Origin of the sequence: Klebsiella sp. HMSC16C06 (genome assembly GCF_001808325.1) — a bacterium.
GTDB lineage: Bacteria > Pseudomonadota > Gammaproteobacteria > Enterobacterales > Enterobacteriaceae > Klebsiella > Klebsiella variicola.
In genome coordinates this window covers 331,069-356,141 of sequence record NZ_KV793012.1, presented here as the reverse complement: position 1 = coordinate 356,141, position 25,073 = coordinate 331,069, and the positions used below count along the sequence as shown (strand labels likewise).

The 25,073-nt window shown below is 58.8% G+C and carries 20 protein-coding genes and 2 pseudogenes; 10 read left to right on the top strand and 12 right to left on the bottom strand.

Annotated elements, in window-relative coordinates; translation table 11 throughout:
• The first annotated feature begins 60 nt into the window (after nucleotides 1–60).
• Nucleotides 61–1,335 (top strand): Glu/Leu/Phe/Val family dehydrogenase, encoded by a 1,275-nt coding sequence (locus HMPREF3142_RS20545; RefSeq protein WP_008805096.1) that lies wholly within the window; start codon nucleotides 61–63, stop codon nucleotides 1,333–1,335.
• A 64-nt stretch (nucleotides 1,336–1,399) separates the two neighbouring features.
• Here the strand turns inward: HMPREF3142_RS20545 and HMPREF3142_RS20540 are convergent, their stop codons facing one another.
• The 7 genes from HMPREF3142_RS20540 to HMPREF3142_RS20510 all read right to left on the bottom strand — a co-directional run bounded on the left by HMPREF3142_RS20540 (nucleotide 1,400) and on the right by HMPREF3142_RS20510 (nucleotide 8,883).
• On the bottom strand, nucleotides 1,400–2,053 hold the full coding sequence (locus tag HMPREF3142_RS20540; protein WP_016160925.1) for an HAD family hydrolase: 654 nt from the start codon (nucleotides 2,051–2,053) through the stop codon (nucleotides 1,400–1,402).
• Nucleotides 2,034–2,819 carry an AfsA-related hotdog domain-containing protein gene (locus HMPREF3142_RS20535; protein ID WP_012541915.1) on the bottom strand — a complete coding sequence of 262 codons (786 nt, stop codon included), beginning with the start codon at nucleotides 2,817–2,819 and terminating at the stop codon, nucleotides 2,034–2,036. Before HMPREF3142_RS20535 ends, HMPREF3142_RS20540 begins: the two co-directional genes overlap by 20 nt.
• Nucleotides 2,820–2,832: 13 nt before the next feature.
• Nucleotides 2,833–4,038: an acetyl-CoA C-acyltransferase gene (locus tag HMPREF3142_RS20530; protein WP_070612512.1), complete on the bottom strand. Its 1,206-nt coding sequence runs from the start codon at nucleotides 4,036–4,038 to the stop codon at nucleotides 2,833–2,835.
• A gap of 2 nt (nucleotides 4,039–4,040) precedes the next feature.
• Nucleotides 4,041–5,525 carry an FAD-dependent oxidoreductase gene (locus tag HMPREF3142_RS20525; RefSeq protein ID WP_046622571.1) on the bottom strand — a complete coding sequence of 495 codons (1,485 nt, stop codon included), beginning with the start codon at nucleotides 5,523–5,525 and terminating at the stop codon, nucleotides 4,041–4,043.
• Between the two features lie 61 nt (nucleotides 5,526–5,586).
• Nucleotides 5,587–6,651, bottom strand: coding sequence for an aldo/keto reductase (locus HMPREF3142_RS20520; protein WP_008805101.1), 1,065 nt, complete (start codon nucleotides 6,649–6,651; stop codon nucleotides 5,587–5,589).
• The gene (locus tag HMPREF3142_RS20515; protein ID WP_008805102.1) at nucleotides 6,648–7,835 is read right to left on the bottom strand and encodes an MFS transporter; all 1,188 of its coding nucleotides are present in this window, start codon (nucleotides 7,833–7,835) and stop codon (nucleotides 6,648–6,650) included. Before HMPREF3142_RS20515 ends, HMPREF3142_RS20520 begins: the two co-directional genes overlap by 4 nt.
• Before the next feature lie 49 nt (nucleotides 7,836–7,884).
• Nucleotides 7,885–8,883, bottom strand: coding sequence for an aldo/keto reductase (locus HMPREF3142_RS20510; RefSeq protein ID WP_032732908.1), 999 nt, complete (start codon nucleotides 8,881–8,883; stop codon nucleotides 7,885–7,887).
• A 100-nt stretch (nucleotides 8,884–8,983) separates the two neighbouring features.
• On the opposite strand from HMPREF3142_RS20510, the gene HMPREF3142_RS20505 reads away from it, so the two are divergent.
• From HMPREF3142_RS20505 to HMPREF3142_RS20480, 6 genes and pseudogenes are all read left to right on the top strand, one after another.
• Nucleotides 8,984–9,898, top strand: a complete 915-nt coding sequence (locus HMPREF3142_RS20505) for a LysR family transcriptional regulator (RefSeq protein ID WP_047666478.1) — start codon at nucleotides 8,984–8,986, stop codon at nucleotides 9,896–9,898.
• A gap of 137 nt (nucleotides 9,899–10,035) precedes the next feature.
• Complete coding sequence (locus tag HMPREF3142_RS20500) at nucleotides 10,036–10,467, top strand: MarR family winged helix-turn-helix transcriptional regulator (protein ID WP_008805105.1); 432 nt, start codon at nucleotides 10,036–10,038, stop codon at nucleotides 10,465–10,467.
• Nucleotides 10,467–12,119: pseudogene (locus tag HMPREF3142_RS20495) on the top strand (MFS transporter). The gene HMPREF3142_RS20500 and the pseudogene HMPREF3142_RS20495 overlap by 1 nt, the downstream one beginning before the upstream one ends.
• A 28-nt stretch (nucleotides 12,120–12,147) precedes the next feature.
• Nucleotides 12,148–13,233 carry an HlyD family secretion protein gene (locus HMPREF3142_RS20490; protein WP_008805107.1) on the top strand — a complete coding sequence of 362 codons (1,086 nt, stop codon included), beginning with the start codon at nucleotides 12,148–12,150 and terminating at the stop codon, nucleotides 13,231–13,233.
• Nucleotides 13,230–14,600 carry an efflux transporter outer membrane subunit gene (locus tag HMPREF3142_RS20485; protein ID WP_070612511.1) on the top strand — a complete coding sequence of 457 codons (1,371 nt, stop codon included), beginning with the start codon at nucleotides 13,230–13,232 and terminating at the stop codon, nucleotides 14,598–14,600. The genes HMPREF3142_RS20490 and HMPREF3142_RS20485 overlap by 4 nt, the downstream gene beginning before the upstream one ends.
• 103 nt (nucleotides 14,601–14,703) lie before the next feature.
• Entirely contained in the window at nucleotides 14,704–15,363 is a 660-nt protein-coding gene (locus HMPREF3142_RS20480) for an O-methyltransferase (protein ID WP_032754220.1), read from the top strand.
• A 100-nt stretch (nucleotides 15,364–15,463) separates the two neighbouring features.
• Here HMPREF3142_RS20480 and HMPREF3142_RS20475 read toward each other — a convergent pair whose 3' ends face one another.
• Nucleotides 15,464–16,477: a hypothetical protein gene (locus HMPREF3142_RS20475; protein ID WP_224275428.1), complete on the bottom strand. Its 1,014-nt coding sequence runs from the start codon at nucleotides 16,475–16,477 to the stop codon at nucleotides 15,464–15,466.
• A 29-nt stretch (nucleotides 16,478–16,506) separates the two neighbouring features.
• Nucleotides 16,507–20,409, bottom strand: a complete 3,903-nt coding sequence (gene hrpA, locus HMPREF3142_RS20470) for an ATP-dependent RNA helicase HrpA (protein ID WP_070612506.1) — start codon at nucleotides 20,407–20,409, stop codon at nucleotides 16,507–16,509.
• Between the two features lie 203 nt (nucleotides 20,410–20,612).
• Here hrpA and azoR point away from each other — a divergent pair, with 203 nt between their 5' ends.
• The 3 genes and pseudogenes from azoR to nadS all read left to right on the top strand — a co-directional run bounded on the left by azoR (nucleotide 20,613) and on the right by nadS (nucleotide 22,079).
• On the top strand, nucleotides 20,613–21,218 hold the full coding sequence (azoR, locus tag HMPREF3142_RS20465) for an FMN-dependent NADH-azoreductase (protein WP_002902889.1): 606 nt from the start codon (nucleotides 20,613–20,615) through the stop codon (nucleotides 21,216–21,218).
• Nucleotides 21,219–21,461: 243 nt separating this feature from the next.
• Nucleotides 21,462–21,782, top strand: a pseudogene (locus tag HMPREF3142_RS20460) (type II toxin-antitoxin system RelE/ParE family toxin); the annotation flags it as partial.
• 12 nt (nucleotides 21,783–21,794) lie between these two features.
• On the top strand, nucleotides 21,795–22,079 hold the full coding sequence (gene nadS, locus HMPREF3142_RS20455) for a NadS family protein (protein ID WP_023297513.1): 285 nt from the start codon (nucleotides 21,795–21,797) through the stop codon (nucleotides 22,077–22,079).
• Nucleotides 22,080–22,111: 32 nt separating this feature from the next.
• Here the strand turns inward: nadS and paaY are convergent, their stop codons facing one another.
• From paaY to paaK, 3 genes are all read right to left on the bottom strand, one after another.
• Entirely contained in the window at nucleotides 22,112–22,708 is a 597-nt protein-coding gene (gene paaY, locus HMPREF3142_RS20450; RefSeq protein WP_008805114.1) for a phenylacetic acid degradation protein PaaY, read from the bottom strand.
• Nucleotides 22,709–22,717: 9 nt separating this feature from the next.
• The gene (paaX, locus tag HMPREF3142_RS20445; RefSeq protein WP_162493262.1) at nucleotides 22,718–23,644 is read right to left on the bottom strand and encodes a phenylacetic acid degradation operon negative regulatory protein PaaX; all 927 of its coding nucleotides are present in this window, start codon (nucleotides 23,642–23,644) and stop codon (nucleotides 22,718–22,720) included.
• A 99-nt stretch (nucleotides 23,645–23,743) separates the two neighbouring features.
• Nucleotides 23,744–25,060: a phenylacetate--CoA ligase PaaK gene (gene paaK, locus HMPREF3142_RS20440; RefSeq protein WP_008805116.1), complete on the bottom strand. Its 1,317-nt coding sequence runs from the start codon at nucleotides 25,058–25,060 to the stop codon at nucleotides 23,744–23,746.
• Nucleotides 25,061–25,073: the final 13 nt, after the last annotated feature.

Here is a 25,073-nt window from a genome sequence, read left to right as displayed (position 1 = left end):
ACTGCTGTAGCTATTCCACGGTTTTACACGACATAAATAACACTGAGAAACAGGACTCTTATGGAAAAGTTATCTTACGCATCTGAAAGTAGTACATCTCCATGGACCACCTACCTGCGCCAGATCGACCGTGTCGCGCCTTATCTCGGCGATCTTGCCTACTGGGTGGAAACCCTGCGCCATCCGAAGCGTGCGCTGATCGTCGACATTCCTGTGCAAATGGACGACGGCACCATCCGCCACTTCGAGGGCTATCGCGTTCAGCACAATCTGTCGCGTGGACCGGGTAAAGGTGGTGTTCGCTACCATCCGGATGTCGATCTTAACGAAGTCATGGCACTTTCTGCCTGGATGACCATTAAGTGCGCCGCGGTCAATATTCCTTACGGCGGGGCCAAAGGCGGCATTCGCGTCGACCCCTTCTCACTGTCAGAAGGTGAACTGGAGCGTCTGACCCGCCGCTACACCAGCGAAATCGGCATTATTATCGGGCCGCAGAAAGATATTCCGGCGCCGGACGTCGGCACCAACGGTAAAGTGATGGCATGGATGATGGACACCTACTCCATGAACCATGGCACCACCATTACCGGCGTGGTCACCGGCAAACCGATCCACCTCGGCGGCTCCCTCGGCCGTGAAAAGGCCACCGGGCGTGGCGTATTTGTCACCGGCCGGGAAGTGGCTCGTCGCGCCGGTATCGAAATTGAAGGCGCCAAAGTCGCGCTGCAGGGCTTTGGTAACGTCGGTAGCGAAGCAGCCCGCCTGTTCGCCGGCGTCGGCGCCCGCGTGGTGGTCATTCAGGATCATACCGCGACCCTGTATAACGAAGGCGGGATTGATATGGCCGCCCTCACCGCCTGGCAGGCGGAGAAAAAGCAGATTGCCGGTTTCCCTGGCGCCCAGGAGATCGATAAAGACGCCTTCTGGACCACCCCGATGGACATTCTGATCCCGGCGGCACTGGAAGGGCAAATCACCCGCGAGCGCGCGGAGAAGCTGACCTGCAAACTGGTGCTGGAAGGGGCCAACGGCCCAACCTATCCGGAAGCGGACGACGTGCTTGCCGAGCGCGGCGTGATCGTAGTGCCGGACGTTATCTGTAACGCCGGCGGGGTGACCGTCAGCTATTTTGAGTGGGTGCAGGATATGGCCAGCTTCTTCTGGAGCGAAGAAGAGATCAACGCCAAGATGGACCGCATCATGACCGACGCCATTATTCACGTCTGCGATAAAGCCGCCGAGAAAGCGTGTACGCTGCGTACCGCCGCCTATATCGTGGCCTGCGAGCGCATCCTGATGGCGCGTAAAGACCGCGGCATCTACCCGGGCTGATCCCCGTCAGGATGTGAATCAGGGGGTGGCGTAGCGCCGCCCCCTTTTTTTCGCTATCGTGCCGTCAACCGCCGTTAGACCACAGCACCGGCCATCCCCGACGCTGCGACTCCGCCAGCAGCGCCGCGCACGGATTGACCGCGCAGGGGTTGCCAACCAGCGCGAGCAGCGGCAGATCCGAGATATGGTCCCCAAAGGCATAGCACGCCGCCAGCGGCTGGCCCCGTTCCTGCGCGTAGCGTTGAGCATGCAACGCCTTATGTTCGCCAATGGCGGTCCGCCAGAGTTCCCCGGTATAGTGTTCGTCAACCACCACCGGCTCTGAACACAGGGCATGCTCCACCCCCAGCGCCGCCATCGCCGGCCAGAGAATGTCGGTCATCGATCCGGAGACAAACACCACGTCATCCCCGCGCGCCTGATGTTGCCGGAGGATCGCCACCACCTCACGGTGAAAACCGTACCCACCTTCGCGATACAGTGCCTCAGCAACCGCCCGTACCTGGGCGCGCGGCTCATGGCGAAACAGCGAATAGTAGTAGCGATTGATCGCCTCCCGCGGTTGACCCGCTTTGCTAAGCGCCTGGAGCTGGCGGACAATCGCCGCGGCCGTCAAACCGCACTGCAGCGGATATTCCTCGGCATAGCGGTGCAGAAACAGGAACATACTTTTGCCGGTAATCAGCGTTTCATCCACGTCAAAAAAGGCGATGCTCATCCCCGTCCCCCTGCTCAATACTGACCAGATAATGTTGATGGCAGAGCGCCGCCTGCTCACACTCCTTACGAGTAATGTAGTTCAGGTCATAGACGCTGAAGCTAAAGCCGACTTCCGCTTTGCGGGTGCCGGTCTGGTCAAAACCGACCGAACACTCGCAGGTAAAGCGGCCGTGGGCTGAGCTTTTGCGCGACACCACATTCAGCACAATGGTCACCGGCAGCGGGAAAACAAAGCTGGAAAAAGCTACCTGCAGCGAGCTCAGCGTGAAGTACTTCTCGTCCATCGCCACGCCCGCCTCCGCCAGCAGAAATTTCTCCGAGGTGGCGATGATGGTTTGCCGCGCCGCCTCGATCAGCACCATCCCCTGGATGTGTTGCCCGGTCTGGTGGTCGCAGAGCAGCTCCGAGGCGTCCTGCAGGATCAGACGCGCGCAATAGCTATCTTCATCGCGTTTTTCCGGCGAGGTGATGAGGATGTTCTCTTTTTTACGTTTATGCACCAGCCGCTGATGATCGCGGTTGTTTTGATAATAGAGATCCTGCAGATTGACGATCTGGCGGATTTTATCCGGATAGTGCTGACGAATAATGCAGACCGTGCGGGAGATGTCGTCGAGCTGCACGCCCTGACCAATGACGATTTTATCGACGCCGGCGAGCTCGCCGCTCCAGACAAAACGCTCAAACTCGTTGACGGTCAGCACGTTCTGATGCCGCCGGGCAAAATCGGTAAATTTCTCACCCACCACAATTAATTTTTCCATGGCGCTTGTCTCCTCAGATCGCTTTCACAATTAACGCAATACCCATCCCGCCGCCGATACACAGCGAGGCCAGGCCGGTCGGTTTATTCTCCCGACGCAGCGCGTGCAGAAGGCTCACGACAATCCGGGTTCCGGAACTGCCGAGCGGGTGCCCGAGGGCAATCGCGCCGCCGTTGACGTTCAGGCGGGCGGCTATCTCCTCCGCCGTCATCTGATGCTCGCGGGCCAGCCCCTTGACCACCCCCAGCACCTGCGCGGCAAAGGCTTCGTTAATTTCCAGTCGCGCCATATCGCTGAGCTGAAAACGCCCGCGGCGCAGAGCGCACGTCATGGCCGGCAGCGGCCCAAGCCCCATCATCGCCGGGTCGACGCCGCCCTCGCCGAAGGCGACTATCTCAGCCAGCGGCCGCAGGCCGTACTGCGCAACGGCGCGCGCCGAGGCGAGGATCACTGATGCCGCGCCGTCGTTCAGCCCCGAGGCGTTGCCCGCCGTGACGCTCCCGTCGCGACGAAAAGCCGGTTTCAGCGCCGCCAGCTGGTCGGCGCTAAGGTCATGGCGGATCTGCTCATCCTCGCGGACCACGCTGACGCCCCGCTTCGCGCTGACCGTCACCGGCACTATCTCCTCGGCAAAATGGCCGGCGCGGCTGGCGGCGGAGGCTTTTTGATGGCTGTCGAGGGCGTACTGGTCCTGTTCTGCGCGCGAGATCTGCTCATGCGCGGCGATGGCCTCCGCCGTTTCCCCCATCGGAATATGCAACAGCGGATCGGTTAAGCCATCGCTCTGGATCAGATCCTCGCTGCTGAACGCGCCAAATTTCATGCCGCCCCTTATCTCTCCCCGCAGCAAAAACGGCGCCTGGCTCATGTTTTCCATCCCGCCAGCGACGACCATGTCGGCATAACCGCTCTGGATATGGATCGCCCCTTCGGTAATACTTTTCATACCGCTACCGCAGATCATATTCAGGGTGTAAGCCGGCTTTTGCACCGGGATCCCCGCCCGCAGCGCGACCTGACGCGCCGGCCCCATCCCCTGCCCGGCGGCGAGGACGCAGCCGCAGATCACTTCGTCAATCCACGCCGGGTCAATCCCGGCCTGCTGCAGGTTGTGGCGGACGGTGAGCGCGGCCAGTTCCACCGCAGAGACCGTTTTCAGGGCGCCAAGAAAACGCCCCACCGGCGTACGGCAGGCCGCGACGATATACACTTTATTCATGATTATTCCATTACGTAGAGCGAGGAAAGATACTGCGATGTCCCGGCTTCGCTGCCGGTAAAGCCCACATAGCCATCGGGATTGATCACCGCATAGTCATCGCGGCCAATCTGTAGCGCCTCGAGAAACGCCTCGTCCGCCGGGTCAAGGGCGCAGAATATAAACCAGCCGCCAGGTTTCAGGCGGGATAAGGGAGGACAGTCGACGCGCGCGGAAAAGACCACGACCTTACCGCTGGCGAAGGCGTCATAACTGTTGCGAAACCTCGCCTGCGGCGAGGTAAAGACGTACCACGGGACATGGTGGCCCATCAGGCCGTTCGGGTGAGCGCTCTGCGGCGCGGCAAAGCCGGCGTACTGCAGCGGCAGCTGGTGGCGATAATAGTGACGATTGCAAAACTCCGGAAAGTAGACCGCGTCGATATGATTTTTCGGCACCAGACCGGCAATCAGGCCGGTATCGTGATCGGTGGCATGCAGCACGCCGCTCACCGCGGCGAAGCGCTCGGTGCGATAGGATGCCAGCAGCCGGTCGCTGGCGACGCCATGCAGGTAAAAGGCCAGCTTCCAGGCCAGGTTAATCGCATCCTGAATACCGGTATTCATCCCCTGCCCGCCAATCGGACTGAACAGATGGAAAGCATCGCCTGCCAGCATGATATTGTGCTGCAGATTGTCATCGGCGATCCGGTTATAGAAGTTGGCGCTGGAGGACCAGGTCAGCGCCTGCGCCGGAGGAACCTCGGGGCAGAAGCGCGCCAGCGCCACGTTGATCTCCTGCAGATCCGGCACCGGACGCGGCGACGGTAATCGACCGGCTCTTTTAATCACGATCCTGACCTGATTGTCCGGCATGGGCAGAAAGATCAGAAAGCCCAGCTCGTCAATATAGTAAGAGGTTCCCGGGAGCGTCGCCGCGCTGGCGAACTGCACGTCCGCCATTACAAAATGCAGCGGGTAATCATGGCCGCTAAAGCCAATCCCGGCCAGCTCCCGGACGGTGCTGGCCGCGCCGTCGGCGCCGATAATATAGTCATAAGTAGCGGAACAGGCCCGGCGGGCATCGTCGAGCAGAGAGACGTGATAGCGCCCTTCCTCCCGCCGCCAGGAGACCAGCTGATGTCCGCGTTTCACCAGTTGACCGGCCTCGGCCAGCGCCGTTTCAAGGATCTTCTCCGTCCGCGGCTGCGGGATACTGACATGGAAGGGATAGCAGGTGGGGAGATGGCGGTTATCAATATGCAGAAACTTGCGGTTTTTATACCAGGCGTAAATTGACTGAACCTGCTTGCCCTGGGCGGTCAGCTCCCCGGCAAGGGCTAAGCCGTGGAAGGCTTTAATCGTCGCCGGACTGACGCTCAGCGCTTTGGACCAGGTGGTGCTGTGTGTATTTTTATCAATAATATCAAAATCAATTCCATACTTATTCAGATAGCAGCCAATGATTAACCCTACCGGGCCGGCGCCAACAATGAGTACTTTTTTCACGATCGAGCCTCTCTGTATGCCCCCAGGGGGGCATACGCGTGTTGCCTGGGTGCAGGGTGAGTTAGGGGTAGATATCGTCGGCCAGACGGCGATCGCCGGCGACATTGCAGATATGCCAGTAGGGATAAGGCTTCTCTTTTTCGCTCACGCTGTTGAGGATCGCCGCCTCCTCGTCGCTCAGCGTCCAGTTCAGTGCCGCCAGGTTATCCTCCAGCTGGGCGAGTTTGGTCGCGCCGATCACCAGCGATGTGATCCCCGGGCGGGTACGCAACCAGTTGAGCGCCACCTGCGCCACGCTGGCGTTGCGCTGACGGGCAATCTCCTGCATCACTTCCAGAGTCTGCCAGGCTTGTTCGCGATTGGCGATCGGCGCCGACTCAAACGGGGTGGCGTTCGCCAGCCGACTGCCCTCAGGAAACGCCTGATTGCGAGGGTATTTACCGGTGAGGAAGCCCCCGGCCAGCGGGCTCCAGACGGTGATGCCGACGTTCTGATCGACGCTGAGCGGGATAATCTCATGCTCCAGTTCTCGCGCGGCGATATTGTAATAGCCCTGATAGACGCAGAATTTTTCCAGTCCGAGGCGCTCTGAGATCCCCAGCGCCTTCGCCAGCTGCCAGGCCGCGTAGTTGGAGACCCCGATGTAGCGAATTTTCCCGGCGCGAATCAACGCATCCAGCGTCCGCAGGGTATCCTCCAGCGCGGTGCGCGGATCGAACCCGTGGAGATGATAGATATCGATATAATCCGTTTTCAGCCGCTGCAGGCTGGCGTCGACGGCATTAATAATATGGTAGCGCGACGCCCCCAGCGCGTTCGGATTGGGGTCGGTCTGCCAGCGTCCTTTGGTGCCGATAATCACCTGCTGGCGTTTCCCCTTCAGCGCGTTACCGAGCAGCTCTTCGCCCTGGCCGTTTTTATAACAGTCCGCGGTATCAAAAAAGTTAATCCCGGCGTCCAGCGCTTTGTACACCAGATCGTATGCCGTATGCTCAGGCACCACGCCGAATTCCGACCAGTTGCGTCCCGGCGCGCCGAGAAAGGCCCCTTTTTCACCAAACGTCATGGCGCCAAAACAGAGCTCCGACACCGACAGCCCGGTGGAACCTAAATACCGATACTTCATGCTTGACTTCCTTTTAAAGGTGACAACGTCACGCTAGCGATAACAAATCCGCTGGCGGTCAGGCATGCACCGGCCAGGGGAATATGCGAGAGGGAGACGCCGGCGGTGAGCAACAGCCCACCAAACCAGGCGCCAGCGGCATTGCCGAGGTTAAAGGCGGCGATATTGCACGAGGAGACCATGCTTTTGCCGGTCTCACTGCTGTCCAGCGCCTGCATCTGCAGCGGCGGAATGGTGGAGAACATCGCCGCCCCCAGCAGAAACACCGCCGCGCAGGCGCCGGGTAGCGTCTGAATGGCGAACGGAAAGAGGCACAGGACGACGATAAGCAAGGCCAGGGTCAGCAGCAGCGCCCGGCGGACCCCACCGTCGGTCAGGCGGCCGCCGAGGTGATTCCCGGCGACCATCCCGACGCCAAACAGCACCAGCACCGGTGGAATGAGATGTTCGCTCATCCCGGTGACGGTTTTCAGCATGGGCGCAATGTAGGTAAAGGCGGCGAAGACGCCGGAAAACCCGAGCGCGGTGATCAGCAGGCTGCGCAGCACCGTCGGATGGCGCAGCACCTTCAGCTCGTCGCGGATCCGACTCTGCACCGCCGGTTGGGCCTGACGGCCGGGCACCAGGGCAATGACTGCCAGGGCGGAAAGAATGCCAATCAGCGTGACCATAAAGAAGGTGTAGCGCCAGCCAAGGTATTGCCCTACCCAGGCGCCGAGGGGCACGCCCAGAATATTGGCCAGGGTGGCGCCGAGAAAGACGGCGGAGACCGCCGAAGCCCGTTTATCCACCGGCGCCAGCTCCGCGGCATAGACCGAACTGATGCCGAAGAATGAGGCGTGAGCTAAGGCGGTTATTACCCGGAAAATAATGAGCATGGTCATATTACCGGCAATACCGCAACCTAAATTACCGATGGAAAATAAGATCATCAGAAATAACAACGCCGGTTTTTTGGGGTAGCGGCTTAATAGCGGTGTGAGGAGCGGCGCGCCAATCACCACCCCACAGGCATAAGCGGTAATAGACCAGGCGGCAAGCGTAATGGATATATGAAAATCATGGGCCACATCAAGCAATAATCCCATAATCACAAATTCGGTGGTACCAATACCAAATGAGCCCACGGAAAGCGCATAAACTGCCGCAGGCAATCCCGCCGAACGGGAAACAGCAATAGTCATAAGTAACCTCATCTCCCGCCAGGACGGCGGGAGAATAGTATTCAGGGAGTTATTTTTCGATTAAGTTAAAGTCGCCCTGGTTATAGCGTAAGCCAGTGACGTTATCGGGAGTGAAAATATCTTCGATGGTGAGAATATCCTCAGGAGAGAGGGTAATATTGGCGGCTCCGGCATTATCACGCAGATGGGCAATTTTTCTCGCCCCCGGGATAGGCACGATATCCTCGCCTTTGCTCATGACCCAGGCAAGGGCAATCTGCGCAAGGGTCGCGTCATAGCGCGTGGCCACCTGCTGCAGGCGCTCAAGCAGCAGCTGGTTTTTGCGCATGGTCTCGGCCTGGAAGCGCGGCAGATTGCGGCGGAAATCATCCTCAGCGAAGACGCCAGGATCGGTGATTTTTCCCGTCAGGAAGCCGCGGCCCAGCGGGCTGTATGGGACAAAGCCCACCCCCAGCTCGCGGCAGGCGTTGAGAATACCGGCCTCCGGCTCGCGGGTCCACAGCGAGTATTCCGTCTGCACGGCGGTAATCGGATACACCTTGCAGGCCCGGCGCAGCGTCTGGGCTGAGACTTCCGACAGTCCGATATGGCGAATTTTCCCCTCTTTAACCAGGTCGGCCATGGTGCCCACCACGTCTTCCACCGGCACCGCCGGATCGACGCGGTGCTGATAGAGCAGATCGATGGTCTCGATATTCAGCCGCTTCAGCGACCCTTCCACTGACTCGCGAATATGTTCCGGACGACTGTCGACGCCGGCCATCCGCTCCAGTCCCTGGCCGGTCGGCAAAATACGAAAACCAAACTTGGTGGCAATCTGCACCTTATCGCGGATACCTTTTATCGCTTTCCCGACAAGAACTTCATTATCGAAAGGACCATACACTTCGGCAGAATCCAGGAAGGTCACGCCCATGTCCACCGCGGCATGAATCGTATTAATCGCCTGCGACTCCTCGGCGCCGCCGTAGGCGAAACTCATTCCCATACATCCGAGACCCAATGCGGAAACCTGGAACTTCTCTTTTCCGAGATAACGTGTTTTCACCTTATTTTCCTTACGTGCTGAATGTTATTAAATATATACTTCCCTTTTACATTGATAACAATTAATCTATTCCGAACTCGGTGTTAGCTGGAAATTAACAATGAAAACCTTGCCGGATTTGCAACAAATTGAAATATTAATACTCATAGTGAAACATGGCAGTTTTCGCCAGGCCGCGAGGGCATTAAATCTTTCACCACCGGCCCTCACCAGCGCTATTAATCATCTGGAAGAAAAGTTAGGCGTACGCCTGCTGAATCGCTCGACGCGCAGTTTGTCATTAACTACCGTGGGTGAGGAATTTCTTAATAATATGACGCCGGTGGTCAATGATTATCGCCGGGTGGTTGACAGCCTGAATTATCATCGCCTGACGCCGGAAGGCGTGGTGAAAGTCAATTTACCGCGTATTGTTCTTGACCTGTTTTTTCAACACTATTTTATTGCCTTTAAAACCGCCTATCCCGATGTAACGCTCGAACTGTATACCACCGATCGGAAAGTCAATATTATTGAGTCCGGTTTTGACGCCGGTATTCGCTATTCGCAGGATGTGCCCAAAGATATGATTGCCATCCCCTTTGGCGAGAAGCTGTCGCTGATCCCGGTGGCCAGCCCGGCCTATATCCGCGAGGCCGGCGAGCCCGACACCCCGCAGTCGCTGGTCAATTTCCGCTGCATCAACCGCTGTTTTCCCAGCGGCGAAAAGTACCGTTGGGAGTTTATTAGCCCCAGCGGTGAGCCAAGCGAAGTCGCGGTCAGAGGCGATCTGGTCGTTGATTCCGATACGGCGATGATCCAGGCGGCGGAGAGCGGATTAGGCATCGCCTTTGTCTATCAGTCGCTGGTGACGCAGCAGTTGAGCGCGGGCAGCCTGGTCCGTTTGTTACCCGACTACCACTATCCTGCCGACCATTTCTGCGTCTACTACCCGAGCCGGAAACATATACCGGTGCCGCTACGGGCCTTTATCACCTGGGTCATGGCGCAGAATAAGAGCATCCTCAGTGAGTAAAGGGCTCGCGGGTTAACCCATCGCTATTTGCCACAATAAACGCACATACCGTTAACCAATTTTTTTCCTTCGCCTTGAATTATGGCGGTCGCGCGACATAAACTCGTTAGAGCTCTAACGATATTGACAGACGACCTATGGACAATCGACAGCTTAACTTCTCCCATCTTTTATACCTCACCGCCCATCACTGGCGGCTGGCGGTCAACCGTCGGCTAAAGGACCTTGGCCTGAGCCAGGCCAGTTGGGTGGCGGTCGCGGCCATTGCCCGCCAGCCACAGCCGCTGTCGCAAAGCGAACTGGCGCAGGAGCTGGGGGTAGAGAGTCCGACCATTGTGCCGCTGATCAACCGGCTGGTCGCCCTCGGCCTGGTGGAGCGTGTCACCACCGCCAGCGATAAACGTAAGCGGCTGCTGGTCGCCACCGAGCAGGGAATGGCGCTGTATGAGCAGGTCAAAACGGTGGCGGACGATCTGCGCGAAGAGATCCTGACGGCGATTACCCCGCAGGAGCGGGAGCAAACTCAGCGTGTGCTGGAAAAACTGCTGCGCGAAGTGGAGAAGAAATAATGCCCCGTCGCCAGGATAACCCCTATGCCCCGCATGACTGGGCGCCGCATGAAAAACCAGCCCTGCTTGGCTCGCCCTCGACGCCGCTGCACAGTCCGCAGAAACGTCTCGCCTATGGCGTGGTCGGCCTGCTGGTGTGCCTCACCGGCGCGCTGGGCAACGCGGTGGTCACCGCCAACCTGCAGCTGCTGCAGGGCACCTTCGCCGCCTGGTCGACCGAGATCGCCTGGCTGCCGGCGGTGTACGTCATGACCAACGTCTCCATCAACCTGCTGCTGGTGAAATTTCGCCAGCAGTTTGGGCTGCGCGCCTTTACCGAAGGCTTTCTGGTGCTCTATGTACTGGTCACCTTTTTCCACCTGTTCGTCAACGATCTCAGCTCGGCGATGATGGTCCGCGCCGCCCACGGCATGGTGGCCGCAGCGCTCAGCTCGCTGGGGATCTACTACCAGGTGCAGGCCTGGCCCGCACGCCACCGCCTGAAAGGGCTAACCATCGGCATCACCGGCTCGTCGCTGGCCATTCCGCTGGCGCGTCTCTTTTCCACCGAACTGCTGCAGATCGATGAATGGCGCGGCCTTTACTTCTTTGAACTGGGGCTGGCGCTGGTGTCGCTGGCCTGCGTCATCGCGCTGAAACTGCCGCCGAGCGATCGTAAAAAGGTGTTCGAGAAGAAGGATTTTATCACCTTCTTTCTGCTGGCGCCCGGCATGGCGCTGGTGTGCGCCGTGCTGTCGCTGGGGCGGCTCGAGTGGTGGTTTGAAGCGCCGTGGATCGGCTGGTCGCTGGCGGCAGCGGTGGTGCTGATCGTCGCCGCTATCGCCTTTGAGCATAACCGCAGCAATCCCCTGCTCAATACCAAGTGGCTCTCCAGCGGCAGCATCGTACGCCTCGGCCTGATTATGCTGCTGATCCGCATCGTGCTGGCGGAGCAAAACACCGGGGTCATCGGCTGGTTGCAGTACGTTGGTCTGCAAAACGAACAGATGACTAACCTCGCATGGTCAATTTTCGCCGGCATTCTGTGCGGGATCATCGCCAGTTGTCTGACGCTCAACCCGCAGAAGCTCTACTGGCCGACCGCCACCGCCCTGGCGCTGATCATGGTAGCCTCGCTGCTCGACAGCCAGTCCAACGCCCTCACCCGTCCGGAACAATTAATGTTCAGCCAGTTTTTACTCGGCTTCGGCAGCGCCTTCTTTCTGGCCCCGGCGATGCTCGCCGGCATTGGCGGCGTGTTTGCCGATCCGCGCAACCTGGTCAGCTTCTCGGTGCTATTCGGCATGAGCCAGAACATCGGCGGTCTGCTGGGGTCGGCGATCCTCGGCACCTTCCAGACCTGGCGGGAAAAATTTCACTCCAGCCAGCTGGCGGACCAGATCACCACCCTGAACCCGCTGATCGTCGAGCGGCTGCAGCAGTATAGCCAGATGTATCAGAGCCAGATCGGCGACAGCACCCTGCTTAACGTTCAGGCCACCACCCTGCTGCAAAACGCCGCGACGCTGCAGGCCAATATTCTCGCCTGGAATGACACCTACCTGCTGACGGCGGCCATCTCCGCCGGCACATTAGTGTGGGTTTTCTGGCGCTTAATTCGCTTACGACTGACCGCCCGTATCGCCTTAAAACGCGCCACCGGCAGCAAATAATTATCATCATTTCATCTCTGGAGTCGTTATGAGTCAGCAGGATGCGGCCAAACAACAGGCCAACACCCGGAACAACATTCGCGTGGTCTCCATTTTTACCGCCGCAGCGATAGGCCTCGTCGGCGTATTAGTGATCCTCTACGCCTGGCAACTGCCGCCGTTCACCCGGCATAGCCAGTTTACCGATAACGCCTATGTGCGCGGGCAGACCACCTTTATCAGCCCGCAGGTCAACGGCTACATCACCGCCGTCAACGTCAAAGATTTCGCAATTGTCCAGCCGGGCGAGGTGCTGTTCCAGATAGACGATCGCATCTATAAGCAGCGGGTGCATCAGGCCCAGGCGACTCTGGCGATGAAGGAGGCCGCGCTGCGCAACAATCTGCAGCAGCGCAAAAGCGCCGAGGCGACGATCGCCAAAAATGAAGCCGCGCTGCAAAACGCCCGCGCGCAGAATCTGAAAATCCAGGCCGATTTAAAACGGGTACAGGAGCTGACTGCCGATGGTTCGCTGTCGATCCGCGAGCGTGATTCGGCGCGCGCCAGCGCGGCGCAAGGGGCTGCGGATATTGAACAGGCGAAAGCGGCGCTGGAGATGTCGCGCCAGGACCGTGAATCGACCATCGTCAATCGCGATTCGCTGGAAGCCGACGTGGCCAGCGCCAAAGCCGCCCTCGAGCTGGCGCAGATCGACCTGCAGAATACGCAGATCATCGCCCCCACCGGCGGCCAGCTGGGGCAGATCTCGGTACGTCTTGGCGCCTACGTCAGCGCCGGAACCCATCTGACCTCGCTGGTCCCGCCCCAGCACTGGGTGATCGCCAACCTGAAAGAGACCCAGCTTGCCGAGGTGCGTATCGGCCAGCCGGTCACCTTCACCGTCGACGCGCTTAACGGTGAGCGTTTCCATGGCAAGGTGCAGAGCATCTCCCCGGCGACCGGGGTGGAATTCAGCGCCATCTCACCGGACAACGCCACCGGCAACTTCGTCAAGATCGCCCAGCGGATCCCGGTGCGCATTACGGTCAACGACGGGCAGAAGTACAGCGAACACCTGCGTCCCGGTATGTCGGTGCAGGTGACCATTGATACCCGCGCGGAGAAACAGCCATGATCCGCCCGGTCACCCTTGCCCTCGCCCTGGCGCTGGTCGGCTGTCAGTCCGCCGACGTGCAGCGCGCGCAGCCGACCCTGACCATCCCTGCCGCCTGGCGGGCCGACGTTGGCCCTGCCAGCCCGGTGGACGGCGTCTGGTGGCGTAATTTCCATGACAGCACGCTCAACCAGTATGTCGACCGGGCGCTGCGCTATAACAGCGATGTGCTGATCGCCCGGGAGCGGGTGAATGAGTATCAGGCGCGGGCCTATGCCGCCGACAGCAGCCTTTTCCCCTCGCTGGACGCCAGCCTGACCGGCACCCGCGCCCGCGCGCAGTCCGCCGCCACCGGCCTGCCGATCCACAGCACGCTGTACAAAGGCGGCCTGACCGCCAGCTATGACGTCGATATCTGGGGAGCGAATCGCAGCGCGGCCAGCGCCGCCGGAGCCAGCCTCGAGGCGCAAAAAGCCGCTGCAGCCGCGGCCAATCTAAGCGTCGCCAGCTCGGTGGCCGTCGGCTACGTGACCCTGCTGTCGCTGGATGAGCAGCTGCGGGTTACCCAACAGACGCTGAAATCACGGGAAGACGCGTGGCGCCTGGCGAAGCGTCAGTTTGAAACCGGGTATACTTCACGCCTTGAGCTGATGCAGGCAGATTCGGAGCTGCGGTCAACGCGGGCGCAGATCCCGCCGCTACAGCACCAGATTGCGCAGCAGGAAAATGCGCTCAGCGTGCTGCTGGGTGATAACCCCGGCGCGGTAAAACGCGGCGAGTTCGCCCAGCTCACTCCGCTGCGTCTGCCGTCGCAACTGCCGTCCACCTTACTCAACCGCCGCCCGGATATCGTACAGGCTCAGCGTCAGCTGGTGGCCGCCGATGCCACCCTGGCCTCGTCGCAGGCGCAGCTGCTGCCGTCTATCAACCTCACCGCCACCGGCAGCCTGCAGGATCGTACACTGCCGGACCTGCTGGACAACCCGCTGCGGCTGTGGAGCGTCGGCGGCAGTATTTTGGCGCCGCTGCTTAACCGCCAGGCGTTAAATGCCCAGGTGGATGTCTCCATGGCCCAGCGCAACCAGGCGCTCTATAGCTACGAGAAAACGGTGCGCGGCGCGTTCAAAGAGGTGAATGACAGCCTTGACGCCATTAGCCGCTACGGTGAACAGCTGGCCGAACTGCAGGGGCAGGTGGCGGTGGCGGAGGAAACATTGCGCATTGCGCAGAATCGCTACCGTAACGGCTACTCTTCGTATCTGGATGTGCTCGATGCCCAGCGAACGCTGTTCTCCACCCAGCTTAGCGTAGTGCAGGTGAAGAACAACCTGCTGCTGGCGCAGATCGATCTTTACCGGGCGCTGGGAGGCGGCTGGATGAACGCGTGAATCCCCTGTGCGCGCCGGTCCACAACCGTGGAGAGCGCAGAAACCCATATTCAGGCCGGTGTAGCGCAGCGCTACCCGGCAACAACCACCAGGGAGTCAATCTATGCAACAACAGTGGTCTGCCGTCGATAATTTCATGATTTCTTCGCTTATTCCTGAAGATGACATACTGAGTCAGGTACTGGAAAACAACAAACGCGCCGGGCTACCTGAACATGATGTTGCGGCCAATCAGGGGCAACTTCTGGCGCTGTTGGTGCGCATAACGCAGGCGCGGCGGATCCTGGAAATTGGCACGCTCGGCGCCTATAGCGCTATCTGGATGGCGCGCGCGCTGCCCGCCGACGGAAAGCTGATTACCCTCGAGGCCGATCCTGGCCATGCCGGGGTGGCGCGCCAGAATATCCGCCTTGCGGGGCTAAACGAGCGCATTGAACTCATTGAAGGACCGGCGCTGAACACGCTGGAAAATTTCGCGAATGTGCAGCCGTTCGACCTGATCTTTATTGATGCCGATAAACCTAATAATCCTCGCTATCTGGAGTGGGCGCTGCACTATTCGCGCCCCGGGACGCTGATCGTGGGCGATAACGTGGTGCGCGATGGCGAAGTGATTAACGGACAAAGCGATGATGCGCGCGTGCAGGGCGTGCGTCGGTTTATCGAAATGATCGGGGATAACCCGCGGCTCACTGCCACCGCGCTGCAGACGGTGGGCATCAAGGGATGGGATGGGTTTACGCTGGCGCTGGTGAATGGGTAAGATCCGGGCGGCCTGATGCCCTCATCCCGGCCCTCTCCCCCAGGGAGAGGGAGAAAACCCGCGCCGGGACGCGTCACCAGCGGCATTCGTCCGCTGACGATCATTGGGGATAATACGTATACTGATAGTGCAGAGACGCGTCGCTTTTTCCGCCGTATCCTTCATGCTCGCCATATTCCCCGGTACAGTTCCCCTCGGGGTCCCAGCCTAAACAGCGCGACTGGTGTTTTGTACTATACGTGGTGGTTCTTTCCTCGGATAACCACCGCCCTTTTTCATCCCAACGCAGCGTCGTGGTCGCATCCGAGTCGGCAATGCGGCTTAAATGCCCTTCCGCGTAGCGATAATTGACAACAAGCATGGCCATCATGCCGCCATTGACCGTTTTACGCGCCAGCCGGTGGCGGTCGTCATAGTGATAGGTGGTTGTGCTCATGGCTTTGGGCGGTTGCTGCGACACGAGTAGATTATCTGAACGTACAATGCGCCCGAGATTATCGGTGTAGAACTGCTCACGCATGACCATTTTTCTGATATTTCCCGTCGCGCTCCGGGTCTGTCGGATATATTCCCGCATCCATCCTTTATCATTTCGCCAGTGAACATTATCTCTGACTATCGTGGAGTCATTCGCGGTATTAAAGGTTTTTGCTCGCTCGTAACTTTCCAGCCGGCGGCACCGGGCAAAACGCAGCGTGCCTGCGTCGTTATTTTGGCTACCGTCAATTTTTACGCTCTGCACATCGCCATTGAGCGGTGGAAGATAGGTCAAAATAAAAAAATTGGCATCGTTGATCGCCCGCTGGGTTTCATCACAGGAAAAAGCGTGAACGAAAGGCTTACACGCCGTAATAACAAGAATGGCCGACACCAGCATAAATAGTCTGTACATAGCCATCATCGTAAAAATAGACTCCGAGTCCTGTTTATCCGGCAAAGCGAGGCTAAACATACGCCAATAAAGCAGGTTCCCCAAGCCACCGGGTTGATTTTCAGAATCCGTTAATTTTACGTCCGGGAGAACCGGTATGGGCCACATCCGGGGCGGGAAGATTACCGGGTGCGGCGTACTGATGAGTATCAGCCTCAGGATATGCCCCCGCCCGGCAAGCACAGCGCCACCGGGCGGGGGGAAGGAAGGGATTACGGCGTGATCTGCTCCATCGCCTGCAGGACGCGTTTGTCCGAGATAGGATACGGGGTGCCCAATTGCTGGGCGAAGAAGCTCACCCGCAATTCCTCGATCATCCAGCGGATCTCCCGGACATCGTCGTCCTCACGGCGGTTCGGCGGCAGCTTATTCAGCCACTGCTGCCACGCCTGCTGCACGCTCTCAATTTTCAGCATCTGTGCGCGATCGCGGTGCGGATCGATAGCCATCTTCTCGAGACGCTTTTCAATCGCCTGCAGATAACGCAGCGTATCGCCAAGACGGCGGAAACCGTTGCCGGTGACAAAACCGCGATACACCAGACCCGCCATCTGCGCTTTGATATCCGACAGCCCCAGCGCCATGGTCATATCCACGCGGCCTTTCAGCCGTTTGTTGATATTGAACACCGCGGTGAGGATCTGCTCGACCTGTTTAGCGATCTCCACCACCGTGTCGTTGAGCTCGGCTCGCACTTTATCGTGCAATTGACTGAAGCCCTCTTCCGTCCACACCGGACCACCCGCCTCGTCGATAAGCTTATCAACGCCGCAGGAGATGCAATCGTCAATCAGATCCAGCACTTTACCGTACGGGTTAAAATAGAGCCCAAGCTTGGCTTTGTTCGGCAGTTTTTCGTGCAGATACTTAATCGGCGACGGGATGTTGAGCAGCAGCAGGCGGCGCAGACCACGCCACATGGCCTGCTGCTGTTCCTGTGGATTATCAAACAGCTTGATAGCCACGCTGTCGCGCTCGTCCACCAGCGCCGGCCAGGCTTTCACCTTATAGTTGCCGCGTTTCTGTTCGTAACTTTCCGCCAGCGTACCAAAGCTCCAGATATGCAGCCCGCTCTGCTCGATGCCGTCATCGGCCACCGCCGACAGCGTCTCCTGAACTTTGCCCTTCAGCGCGTCTTTCAATGCCTGCAGCGAGCGCCCTTCCTGCAGCTTCTTGTTTTTGTCATCCACCACCCGGAAGGTGATTTTGAGGTGATCGGGCACCTGATCCCACTGCCAGGCCTCGCGGTCGATGGTCACGCCGGTCATCTTACGCAACTCACGCTCCAGCGAATCAAGCAGCGGCAGCTCAAGCGGCGTCGCCCGGCCGAGAAACGCTTCCGCATAGTTAGGGGCCGGGACGAAATTGCGCCGCACCGGCTTCGGCAGCGATTTTATCAGCGCGATAATCAGCTCGCGACGCAGGCCGGGGATCTGCCACTCAAATCCGGCCTCCTCCACCTGGTTCAGCAGCGGCAGCGGAATATGCACCGTCACGCCATCGGCATCGGCGCCCGGTTCAAACTGGTAGCTAAGCCGCAGCTTTAGGTTGCCCTGATGCCAGAAGTTCGGGTAGTCCAGCTTGCTGACCTGCTCCGCCCCCTCTTTAATCAGCATGCTCTTTTCAAAATTGAGCAAGTCTGGCGTTTCGCGGCTGGCCTGCTTCCACCAGGCATCAAAATGACGGGCGGAGATGACGTCGTGGCTAATGCGCTGGTCGTAGAACTCGAACAGGGTTTCGTCATCCACCAGGATGTCGCGGCGGCGCGATTTATGCTCCAGCTCTTCGATTTCCGCCCGCAGCTTCAGATTTTCCCGGAAGAAGGCATGCCGCGTCTGCCAGTCGCCCTCCACCAGCGCGTGGCGGATAAACAGTTCGCGGCACAGCGCCGGGTCGATCTGGCTGTAGTTGACCTTGCGTGCGCCAACGATCGGCAGGCCGTAGACGGTGACCTTCTCCGTCGCCATCACCGCGCCCTGCGCCCGCTCCCAGTGCGGTTCGCTGTATGAGCGCTTGATCAGGTGCTGCGCGACCGGCTCAACCCACTCCGGCTCAATGCGGGCGGCGATGCGCCCCCACAGCCGGCTGGTTTCCACCAGTTCCGCCACCATCGTCCATTTTGGCGGCTTTTTAAACAAACCGGAACCCGGGAAGATGGAGAAGCGGGCGTTGCGCGCGCCGGTAAACTCCTGCTTATCGGCATCCTTCATGCCGATGTGCGACAGCAGACCGGTCAGCAGCGCAGTATGGATCTCGCGATATTCCGCCGGCTCGCTGTTGATCGGCAGGCCGAGCTCTTTCACCACCTGGCGCAACTGGGTGTAGATGTCCTGCCACTCGCGCACGCGCAGATAGTTAAGAAAATCGACCCGGCACTGGCGGCGGAACTGATTCGACGACAGCGCCTTCTGCTGCTCGCCAAGGTAGTTCCACAGATTGACGAAGGCGAGGAAATCGGACTCTTTATCGTGGAAGCGGCGGTGCTTCTCATCGGAGGCCTGCTGTTTGTCCATCGGCCGCTCGCGCGGGTCCTGAATCGACAGCGCGGAGGTGATGATCATCGCTTCCCGCACGCAGCCGTGCTTCTGCGCCTCCAGCACCATGCGCGCCAGACGGGGATCCACCGGCAGTTGGCTGAGCTGGCGGCCCATCGGCGTCAGCTTATAGGCGGTGGCCTGCTCATCGGTGGTGATGGCGCCCAGCTCTTCCAGCAGGCGCACGCCGTCCTGGATATTGCGCTTATCCGGCGCTTCGACAAACGGGAAGGCGGCGATATCGCCTAAGCCCAGGGCGGTCATCTGCAGGATGACCGACGCCAGGTTGGTACGCAGAATTTCCGGGTCAGTAAACTCCGGGCGCGACAGGAAATCGTCTTCCGAATAAAGACGAATACAGATCCCTTCCGAGACGCGGCCGCAGCGGCCCTTACGCTGGTTGGCGGACGCCTGGGAAACCGGCTCGATCGGCAGGCGCTGCACCTTGGTGCGGTAGCTGTAACGGCTGATACGCGCAGTACCGGGATCGATAACGTATTTAATGCCCGGCACGGTCAGCGAAGTTTCCGCCACGTTGGTCGCCAGCACGATGCGTCGTCCGCTGTGCGGCTGGAAGACGCGGTTCTGCTCGCTGTTGGACAGGCGGGCATACAGCGGCAGCACTTCAGTATGGCGCAGATCCAGCTTATTCAGCGCATCAGCGGTATCGCGAATTTCCCGCTCACCGCTCATAAAGATCAGAATATCGCCGGGCCCTTCGCGCCCCAGTTCGTCAACCGCATCAAAAATCGCCTGTAATTGATCGCGCTCGGTGTCGTCCGCCTCTTCCACTATCGGCCGGTAGCGGACTTCCACCGGGTAAGTCCGCCCGGAGACTTCGATAATGGGCGCATGATTGAAATGCTTTGAGAAACGTTCCGGGTCGATGGTCGCCGAGGTAATGATGATTTTCAGGTCCGGGCGGCGCGGCAGGAGCTCTTTCAGATAGCCGAGCAGAAAATCAATGTTCAGACTGCGCTCGTGCGCTTCATCGATAATGATGGTGTCGTACTGCATCAGCAGGCGATCCTGCTGGATCTCCGCCAGCAGAATACCGTCGGTCATCAGCTTGACCATGGTGTTGTCGCTGACGTGATCGCTAAAGCGAACTTTATAGCCGATGCAACTGCCCGGCTCCGTTTGCAGCTCCTCGGCGATACGGTTGGCGACGGTTCGCGCCGCCAGACGACGCGGCTGGGTATGGCCGATCAGCCCTTTCAGCCCGCGGCCCAGCTCCATGCAGATTTTTGGCAGCTGGGTGGTTTTACCCGAACCGGTCTCTCCGGCGACGATCACCACCTGGTGATCGCGCACCGCCTCGAGAATCTCTTGTTTTTTCTGGCTAACCGGCAGGTTTTCCGGATAGTTGATGGCCGGACGCGCCGCTTCGCGCAGCAGGACTTTACCGGCTGCCTGGCTTATCTCCTGCGCCATCTCGTGGAGGATGGCTTGTTGCGATTCAGGATTTTTAACCTTCTTCACGCCGTGCAGACGGCGGGCGAAGCGCGTTTTATCGCGCAGCATCAGGCCATCGAGCTGTTGATAAAGCTGGGGGAAGGTGATTTTTTGTTGTTCTGTCATAGCGTTATCGGGCAGAGCTCTGCCGGGAAAATCTCTTTTGATGTATTGCCTTAGAGTACCACATCTGTGTCATCCGTGCCTTGTTCAAAAAATCTGAACATAGGATTCGATATATTGCGCTATCTCTGTGGCGCGATTGTGAATACAGTGTCAACAAGCACCAGGGCATTGACCCGTCAATCACATTAAAAAAGGAAACACCCATGAGCAAAGTATTAGTTCTGAAATCCAGTATTCTGGCAGGGTACTCACAATCTGGTCAGCTTTCCGACTATTTTGTTGAACAATGGCAGGAAAAACACCCGGGCGACGAGATCACCGTGCGTGACCTGGCCGCTAATCCGATCCCGGTTCTGGATGGTGAACTGGTTGGCGCCCTGCGTCCGAGCGACGCGCCGCTGACTCCGCGTCAGCAGGAAGCGCTGGCCCTTTCCGACGAGCTGATCGCCGAACTGAAAGGCAATGATGTGATTGTTATCGCTGCGCCGATGTACAACTTCAACATCCCGACGCAGCTGAAAAACTATTTTGACCTGGTGGCTCGCGCCGGCGTCACCTTCCGCTACACCGAGAAAGGGCCGGAAGGTCTGGTGACCGGTAAACGTGCGGTCGTCGTGACCAGCCGCGGCGGTATCCATAAAGATACCCCGACCGACCTGGTCACCCCGTACCTGTCCACCTTCCTCGGCTTCATCGGCATCACCGACGTGAACTTCGTGTTCGCCGAAGGTATCGCTTACGGCCCGGAAGTGGCGGCCAAAGCGCAGTCCGACGCGAAAGCGGCCATCGACAGCGTGGTTGCAGCCTAAGATTTCCACTCCCGCCGCCCGGCGGGAGTGTTTTTTCCCCCTCGCCCATCCCCCTTTTACGAGCCGCCTCGTAAATTCACACATCATTCCAACGCCTTAAGCCACCAGCCTGTACCATGGCTGTAGCCGCGCGAATCTGGCTCACTCCCGGTCGCTGACGGCAACCGTTGTCATGGTCAAAAACAGGAGTGCGTACTATGTACACTCGATGGTGTACATGGTACCTTAGCAAGGAGCGTTTTCGTGTGTCATGCCATTGAATTTATCGAAACGTCGCTATTTACCCGCCAGATAAAACAGCTGGCCAGCGATGAAGATCTGAGGGCACTGCAGAGGCAACTCATAGGCAATCCGGATTTCGGCGATCTTATCCAGGATACCGGTGGGTTACGGAAAATAAGAATGGCGACAGGCTCACAGGGAAAAAGCGGCGGCGTGCGGGTGATTTATTTTCTGGCAACCCGCGAGATCATCTATCTCGTCTTAGCCTACCCCAAGCTCACCAAAGAGAGCCTGAGCGCAGCGGAAAAAAACGAACTCAGGAAACTGACCCGGCGACTAAAAATGAGGTTTGAAATGGGTTACTTCGACGAGCTTAAAGCGTCCCTGGAAGAGGCTGTTGAGATCAAAGACGGCAACAAGGCCCCAGCCCGAGCGACGCGCTATGAAGTTGCTGATGTGAAAGCCATCCGCACGCAGCTTAATGTTTCGCAGGCGGAAATGGCAAAAGCGCTGGGTACCAGCGTGGATACTATCAAAAGTTGGGAGTCCAGGCGGCGCAACCCGACAGGCCTGGCAGCAAAAGTACTGGCGGTTATCCAGGCCAACCCGGCGTTCTTTCGCGAACTGGCTGAGCACTAATCCACTGAGCCCCTCCGGGTTGCCCTGGAAAGTTAGCGCTGCGTTTTTGGCCGCAGGTTTTCATCAAATTCCAGTCGCTTACGCCCTGCTTCCACTTCCCGTAATGGCTCCACCTGATGCAGCGTCTGCTTACAGCGCTCCACCAGCACCTGGTATTCACGGGTACCCTGTTTTTTCCACGCCAGCTCCTGTTCGCTCAGGGTGCGAATCGCTTTTGCCGGGCTGCCGATAATCAGATGGTTGGCGGGCATCTCGGCGTTGGCTTTGACAAAGGCCGAAGCGCCGACAATGCTGTTTTCGCCAATGACCGCCCCGTCGATAATCACCGCGCTCATGCCCACCAGCGCGTTGCGGCCAATCACACAGCCGTGCAGGATTGCACCGTGGCCGATGTGACCGTCCTCTTCCACCACCGTATCCTGGCCGGGGAATCCATGCATGACGCAGTTGTCCTGAATATTGGCGCCGTCTTTAACTACAATACGGCCGAAGTCGCCGCGCAGGCTGGCATTTGGCCCAACATAGACCCCTTTACCGAGGATCACGTCGCCAATCAGCACAGCGGTTGGGTGGACGTAGCTCTCCTCCGGCACCACTGGCGTCAGTCCATCAATCTGATAAATCGGCATGCAACCTCCTTATGCGCCCGGCAAACCGCCAAAGCGCTGATAATAGAGCGGGCCCGGCGCCGGAAGCTCGCCCACCGAGCTTTCCCCTTTCTCGCTGACGAACGCCAGCGCGCCGGGATTCACGCGTTGATAAATATTGATACACAGCTGGCGGGCGGTTTGCCCCGCCCAGTGCGCCGGCAGCAGCTCTTCCGGCAGCAGCGGATCTTTGAGCACCACCCGGCGATAAAAATGGATCAGCAGCAGCTGGATCTGGAAACAGCGCTCAGGCGTCAGCTCGGCCGGGTCGCAGTCGCGCAGCAGCGGCAGTAACGGTCGGAATAGCGAGATGAAAGATTCATACATCTCGTTTTGTTCAGTGAGATGCCAGCACTCCTCCACGCGGCTGCGCAGCGCCGCACGGGAGAGCGCCAGCGGCGAATGGGCTTCAAAACAGATGACGTTTTCGGCGACGCCCGCTTCGTGGAGCAGCGACTGGACATCGGCCAGTTTTTGCGACGGCGAGGCCAGCAGGCTGGGCGCCAGCGCGCCAAAGCCCTGCCACAGCAGCTGCTTTTTGACGTCGGCGAGCACATTTTTCTCCAGGCCTTCCGAAAGCAGCAGCAGCCAGGTACCGTCCCATTCCGGGGCACTGGCGCGATAAATTTTATGTTCCGCGCGCCGGGTCAGGCGCAGCCCTTTATCGCTCAGGCGATAGAAGCTGCGCCGGCCGATACGGACGACATCGAGCCACTCTTCTTTATTGAGGCGAAATAGCGCGGTGCGGACAAAGCGCTCGCCGAAGCCTAATCCTTCCAGCAGCGCCGCAACGCTGCCCAGCCACACTTCCCCACCGCGCTGCAATAAAGCGTCGCCATACAGCGAGGCAATTAATGACGTGCCGCTGATCGGCATCGCCGTCACCGCTTGTTGAATAAAGGCGTCGAGTTTACTCATCTGATTCATTCTGTTGTTATTTTTTTCCTTTATGAATCATAGCACAGGAAATTCCCGGCTTACGGCGTAAAGGCCTCAGCCGGGCTACCGGGGAGAGAATTAACCGCTGACCACCGCTTTACGCAGGTCGAATACCCGACAGGCTTTCCCTTCAGAGCGAGGAATGCTGCCGCAGTTGACGATAGTAATATCGGTGGAGATCCCGACCATCGACTTAATACGGTGACGCAACTGATGACAAATCTGGCAGCGTTGTTCATGACTTAACGCCAGCCCGCTCTCTTTCAGCTCAACGCGTACCGCCAACGAATCAAGATGACCACGGCGATTGACCTCTAACTGATAGTGCGGCGCCAGGTGTTCAAACTTGAGGATCTCCTCTTCCAACTGCGAGGGGAAGACGTTAACCCCGCGGATAATCAGCATATCGTCGCTGCGTCCACTGATGCGATCCATGCGGCGCATGGTCCGCGCGGTTCCCGGCAGCAGGCGAGTCAGATCGCGGGTACGATAGCGGATCACCGGCAGTGCTTCTTTGGTCAACGTGGTAAACAGCAGTTCGCCATGCTCGCCATCTTCCAGCGGCGTACCGTCGTCCGGGTTGACGATTTCCGGGAAGAAGTGGTCTTCCCAGATGGTCGGGCCGTCAACGGTTTCCAGACATTCCATCGCTACGCCCGGCCCCATGACTTCCGACAAACCGTAAATATCCAGGGCGGTGATCCCCAGGCGGCGCTCGATCTCCGCGCGCATCGCCAGCGTCCACGGCTCGGCGCCAAACACGCCGACGCGTAACGAGCAGCCGCGGGCGTCACCGCCCATCTGGCGCTCCAGCTCTTCAATCAGATTCAGACAGTAAGACGGCGTCACCATGATCATATCCGGCTGGAAGTCGCGGATCAGCTGCGCCTGTTTTTCGGTCTGTCCGCCGGACATCGGGATCACCGTCGCGCCTAAACGTTCCGCGCCGTAGTGCGCGCCAAGACCGCCGGTAAACAAGCCGTAGCCGTAGGCGACGTGAATTTTATCTTTCGCCGTGCCGCCGGCGGCGCGCAGCGAACGAGCGACGATATTGGCCCAGTTATCAATATCGTTTTGCGTATATCCCACCACCGTCGGTTTGCCGGTGGTGCCGGAAGAGGCGTGAATGCGCACCACCTGCTCCATCGGCACCGCGAAGGTATCGAAGGGATAGTTGTCGCGCAGATCTTGTTTGGTGGTACAGGGGAATTTTTGCAGATCGTTTAATTCCCGAAAGTCGTCAGGGTGCACGCCGGCGGCGTCGAATTTGCGGCGATACATCGGCACATTGTCATACGCATGCTTCAGCGTCCATTTCAGGCGCTGGGTTTGCAGGGCCTGCAGTTCGTCACGCGATGCGGTTTCAATCGGATCTAATTTTGTAGTAGTTATCATTGTAGGGTACTCG

Excerpts from the sequence above, each read along its gene's own strand:
- HMPREF3142_RS20545 (WP_008805096.1), top strand. The coding sequence starts at position 61 with ATGGAAAAGTTATCTTACGCATCTGAAAGTAGTACATCTCCATGGACC.
- HMPREF3142_RS20540 (WP_016160925.1), bottom strand. The coding sequence starts at position 2,053 with ATGAGCATCGCCTTTTTTGACGTGGATGAAACGCTGATTACCGGCAAA.
- HMPREF3142_RS20535 (WP_012541915.1), bottom strand. The coding sequence starts at position 2,819 with ATGGAAAAATTAATTGTGGTGGGTGAGAAATTTACCGATTTTGCCCGG.
- HMPREF3142_RS20530 (WP_070612512.1), bottom strand. The coding sequence starts at position 4,038 with ATGAATAAAGTGTATATCGTCGCGGCCTGCCGTACGCCGGTGGGGCGT.
- HMPREF3142_RS20520 (WP_008805101.1), bottom strand. The coding sequence starts at position 6,651 with ATGAAGTATCGGTATTTAGGTTCCACCGGGCTGTCGGTGTCGGAGCTC.
- HMPREF3142_RS20515 (WP_008805102.1), bottom strand. The coding sequence starts at position 7,835 with ATGACTATTGCTGTTTCCCGTTCGGCGGGATTGCCTGCGGCAGTTTAT.
- HMPREF3142_RS20505 (WP_047666478.1), top strand. The coding sequence starts at position 8,984 with ATGAAAACCTTGCCGGATTTGCAACAAATTGAAATATTAATACTCATA.
- HMPREF3142_RS20500 (WP_008805105.1), top strand. The coding sequence starts at position 10,036 with ATGGACAATCGACAGCTTAACTTCTCCCATCTTTTATACCTCACCGCC.
- HMPREF3142_RS20490 (WP_008805107.1), top strand. The coding sequence starts at position 12,148 with ATGAGTCAGCAGGATGCGGCCAAACAACAGGCCAACACCCGGAACAAC.
- HMPREF3142_RS20485 (WP_070612511.1), top strand. The coding sequence starts at position 13,230 with ATGATCCGCCCGGTCACCCTTGCCCTCGCCCTGGCGCTGGTCGGCTGT.
- HMPREF3142_RS20480 (WP_032754220.1), top strand. The coding sequence starts at position 14,704 with ATGCAACAACAGTGGTCTGCCGTCGATAATTTCATGATTTCTTCGCTT.
- hrpA (WP_070612506.1), bottom strand. The coding sequence starts at position 20,409 with ATGACAGAACAACAAAAAATCACCTTCCCCCAGCTTTATCAACAGCTC.
- azoR (WP_002902889.1), top strand. The coding sequence starts at position 20,613 with ATGAGCAAAGTATTAGTTCTGAAATCCAGTATTCTGGCAGGGTACTCA.
- nadS (WP_023297513.1), top strand. The coding sequence starts at position 21,795 with ATGGGTTACTTCGACGAGCTTAAAGCGTCCCTGGAAGAGGCTGTTGAG.
- paaY (WP_008805114.1), bottom strand. The coding sequence starts at position 22,708 with ATGCCGATTTATCAGATTGATGGACTGACGCCAGTGGTGCCGGAGGAG.
- paaX (WP_162493262.1), bottom strand. The coding sequence starts at position 23,644 with ATGAGTAAACTCGACGCCTTTATTCAACAAGCGGTGACGGCGATGCCG.
- paaK (WP_008805116.1), bottom strand. The coding sequence starts at position 25,060 with ATGATAACTACTACAAAATTAGATCCGATTGAAACCGCATCGCGTGAC.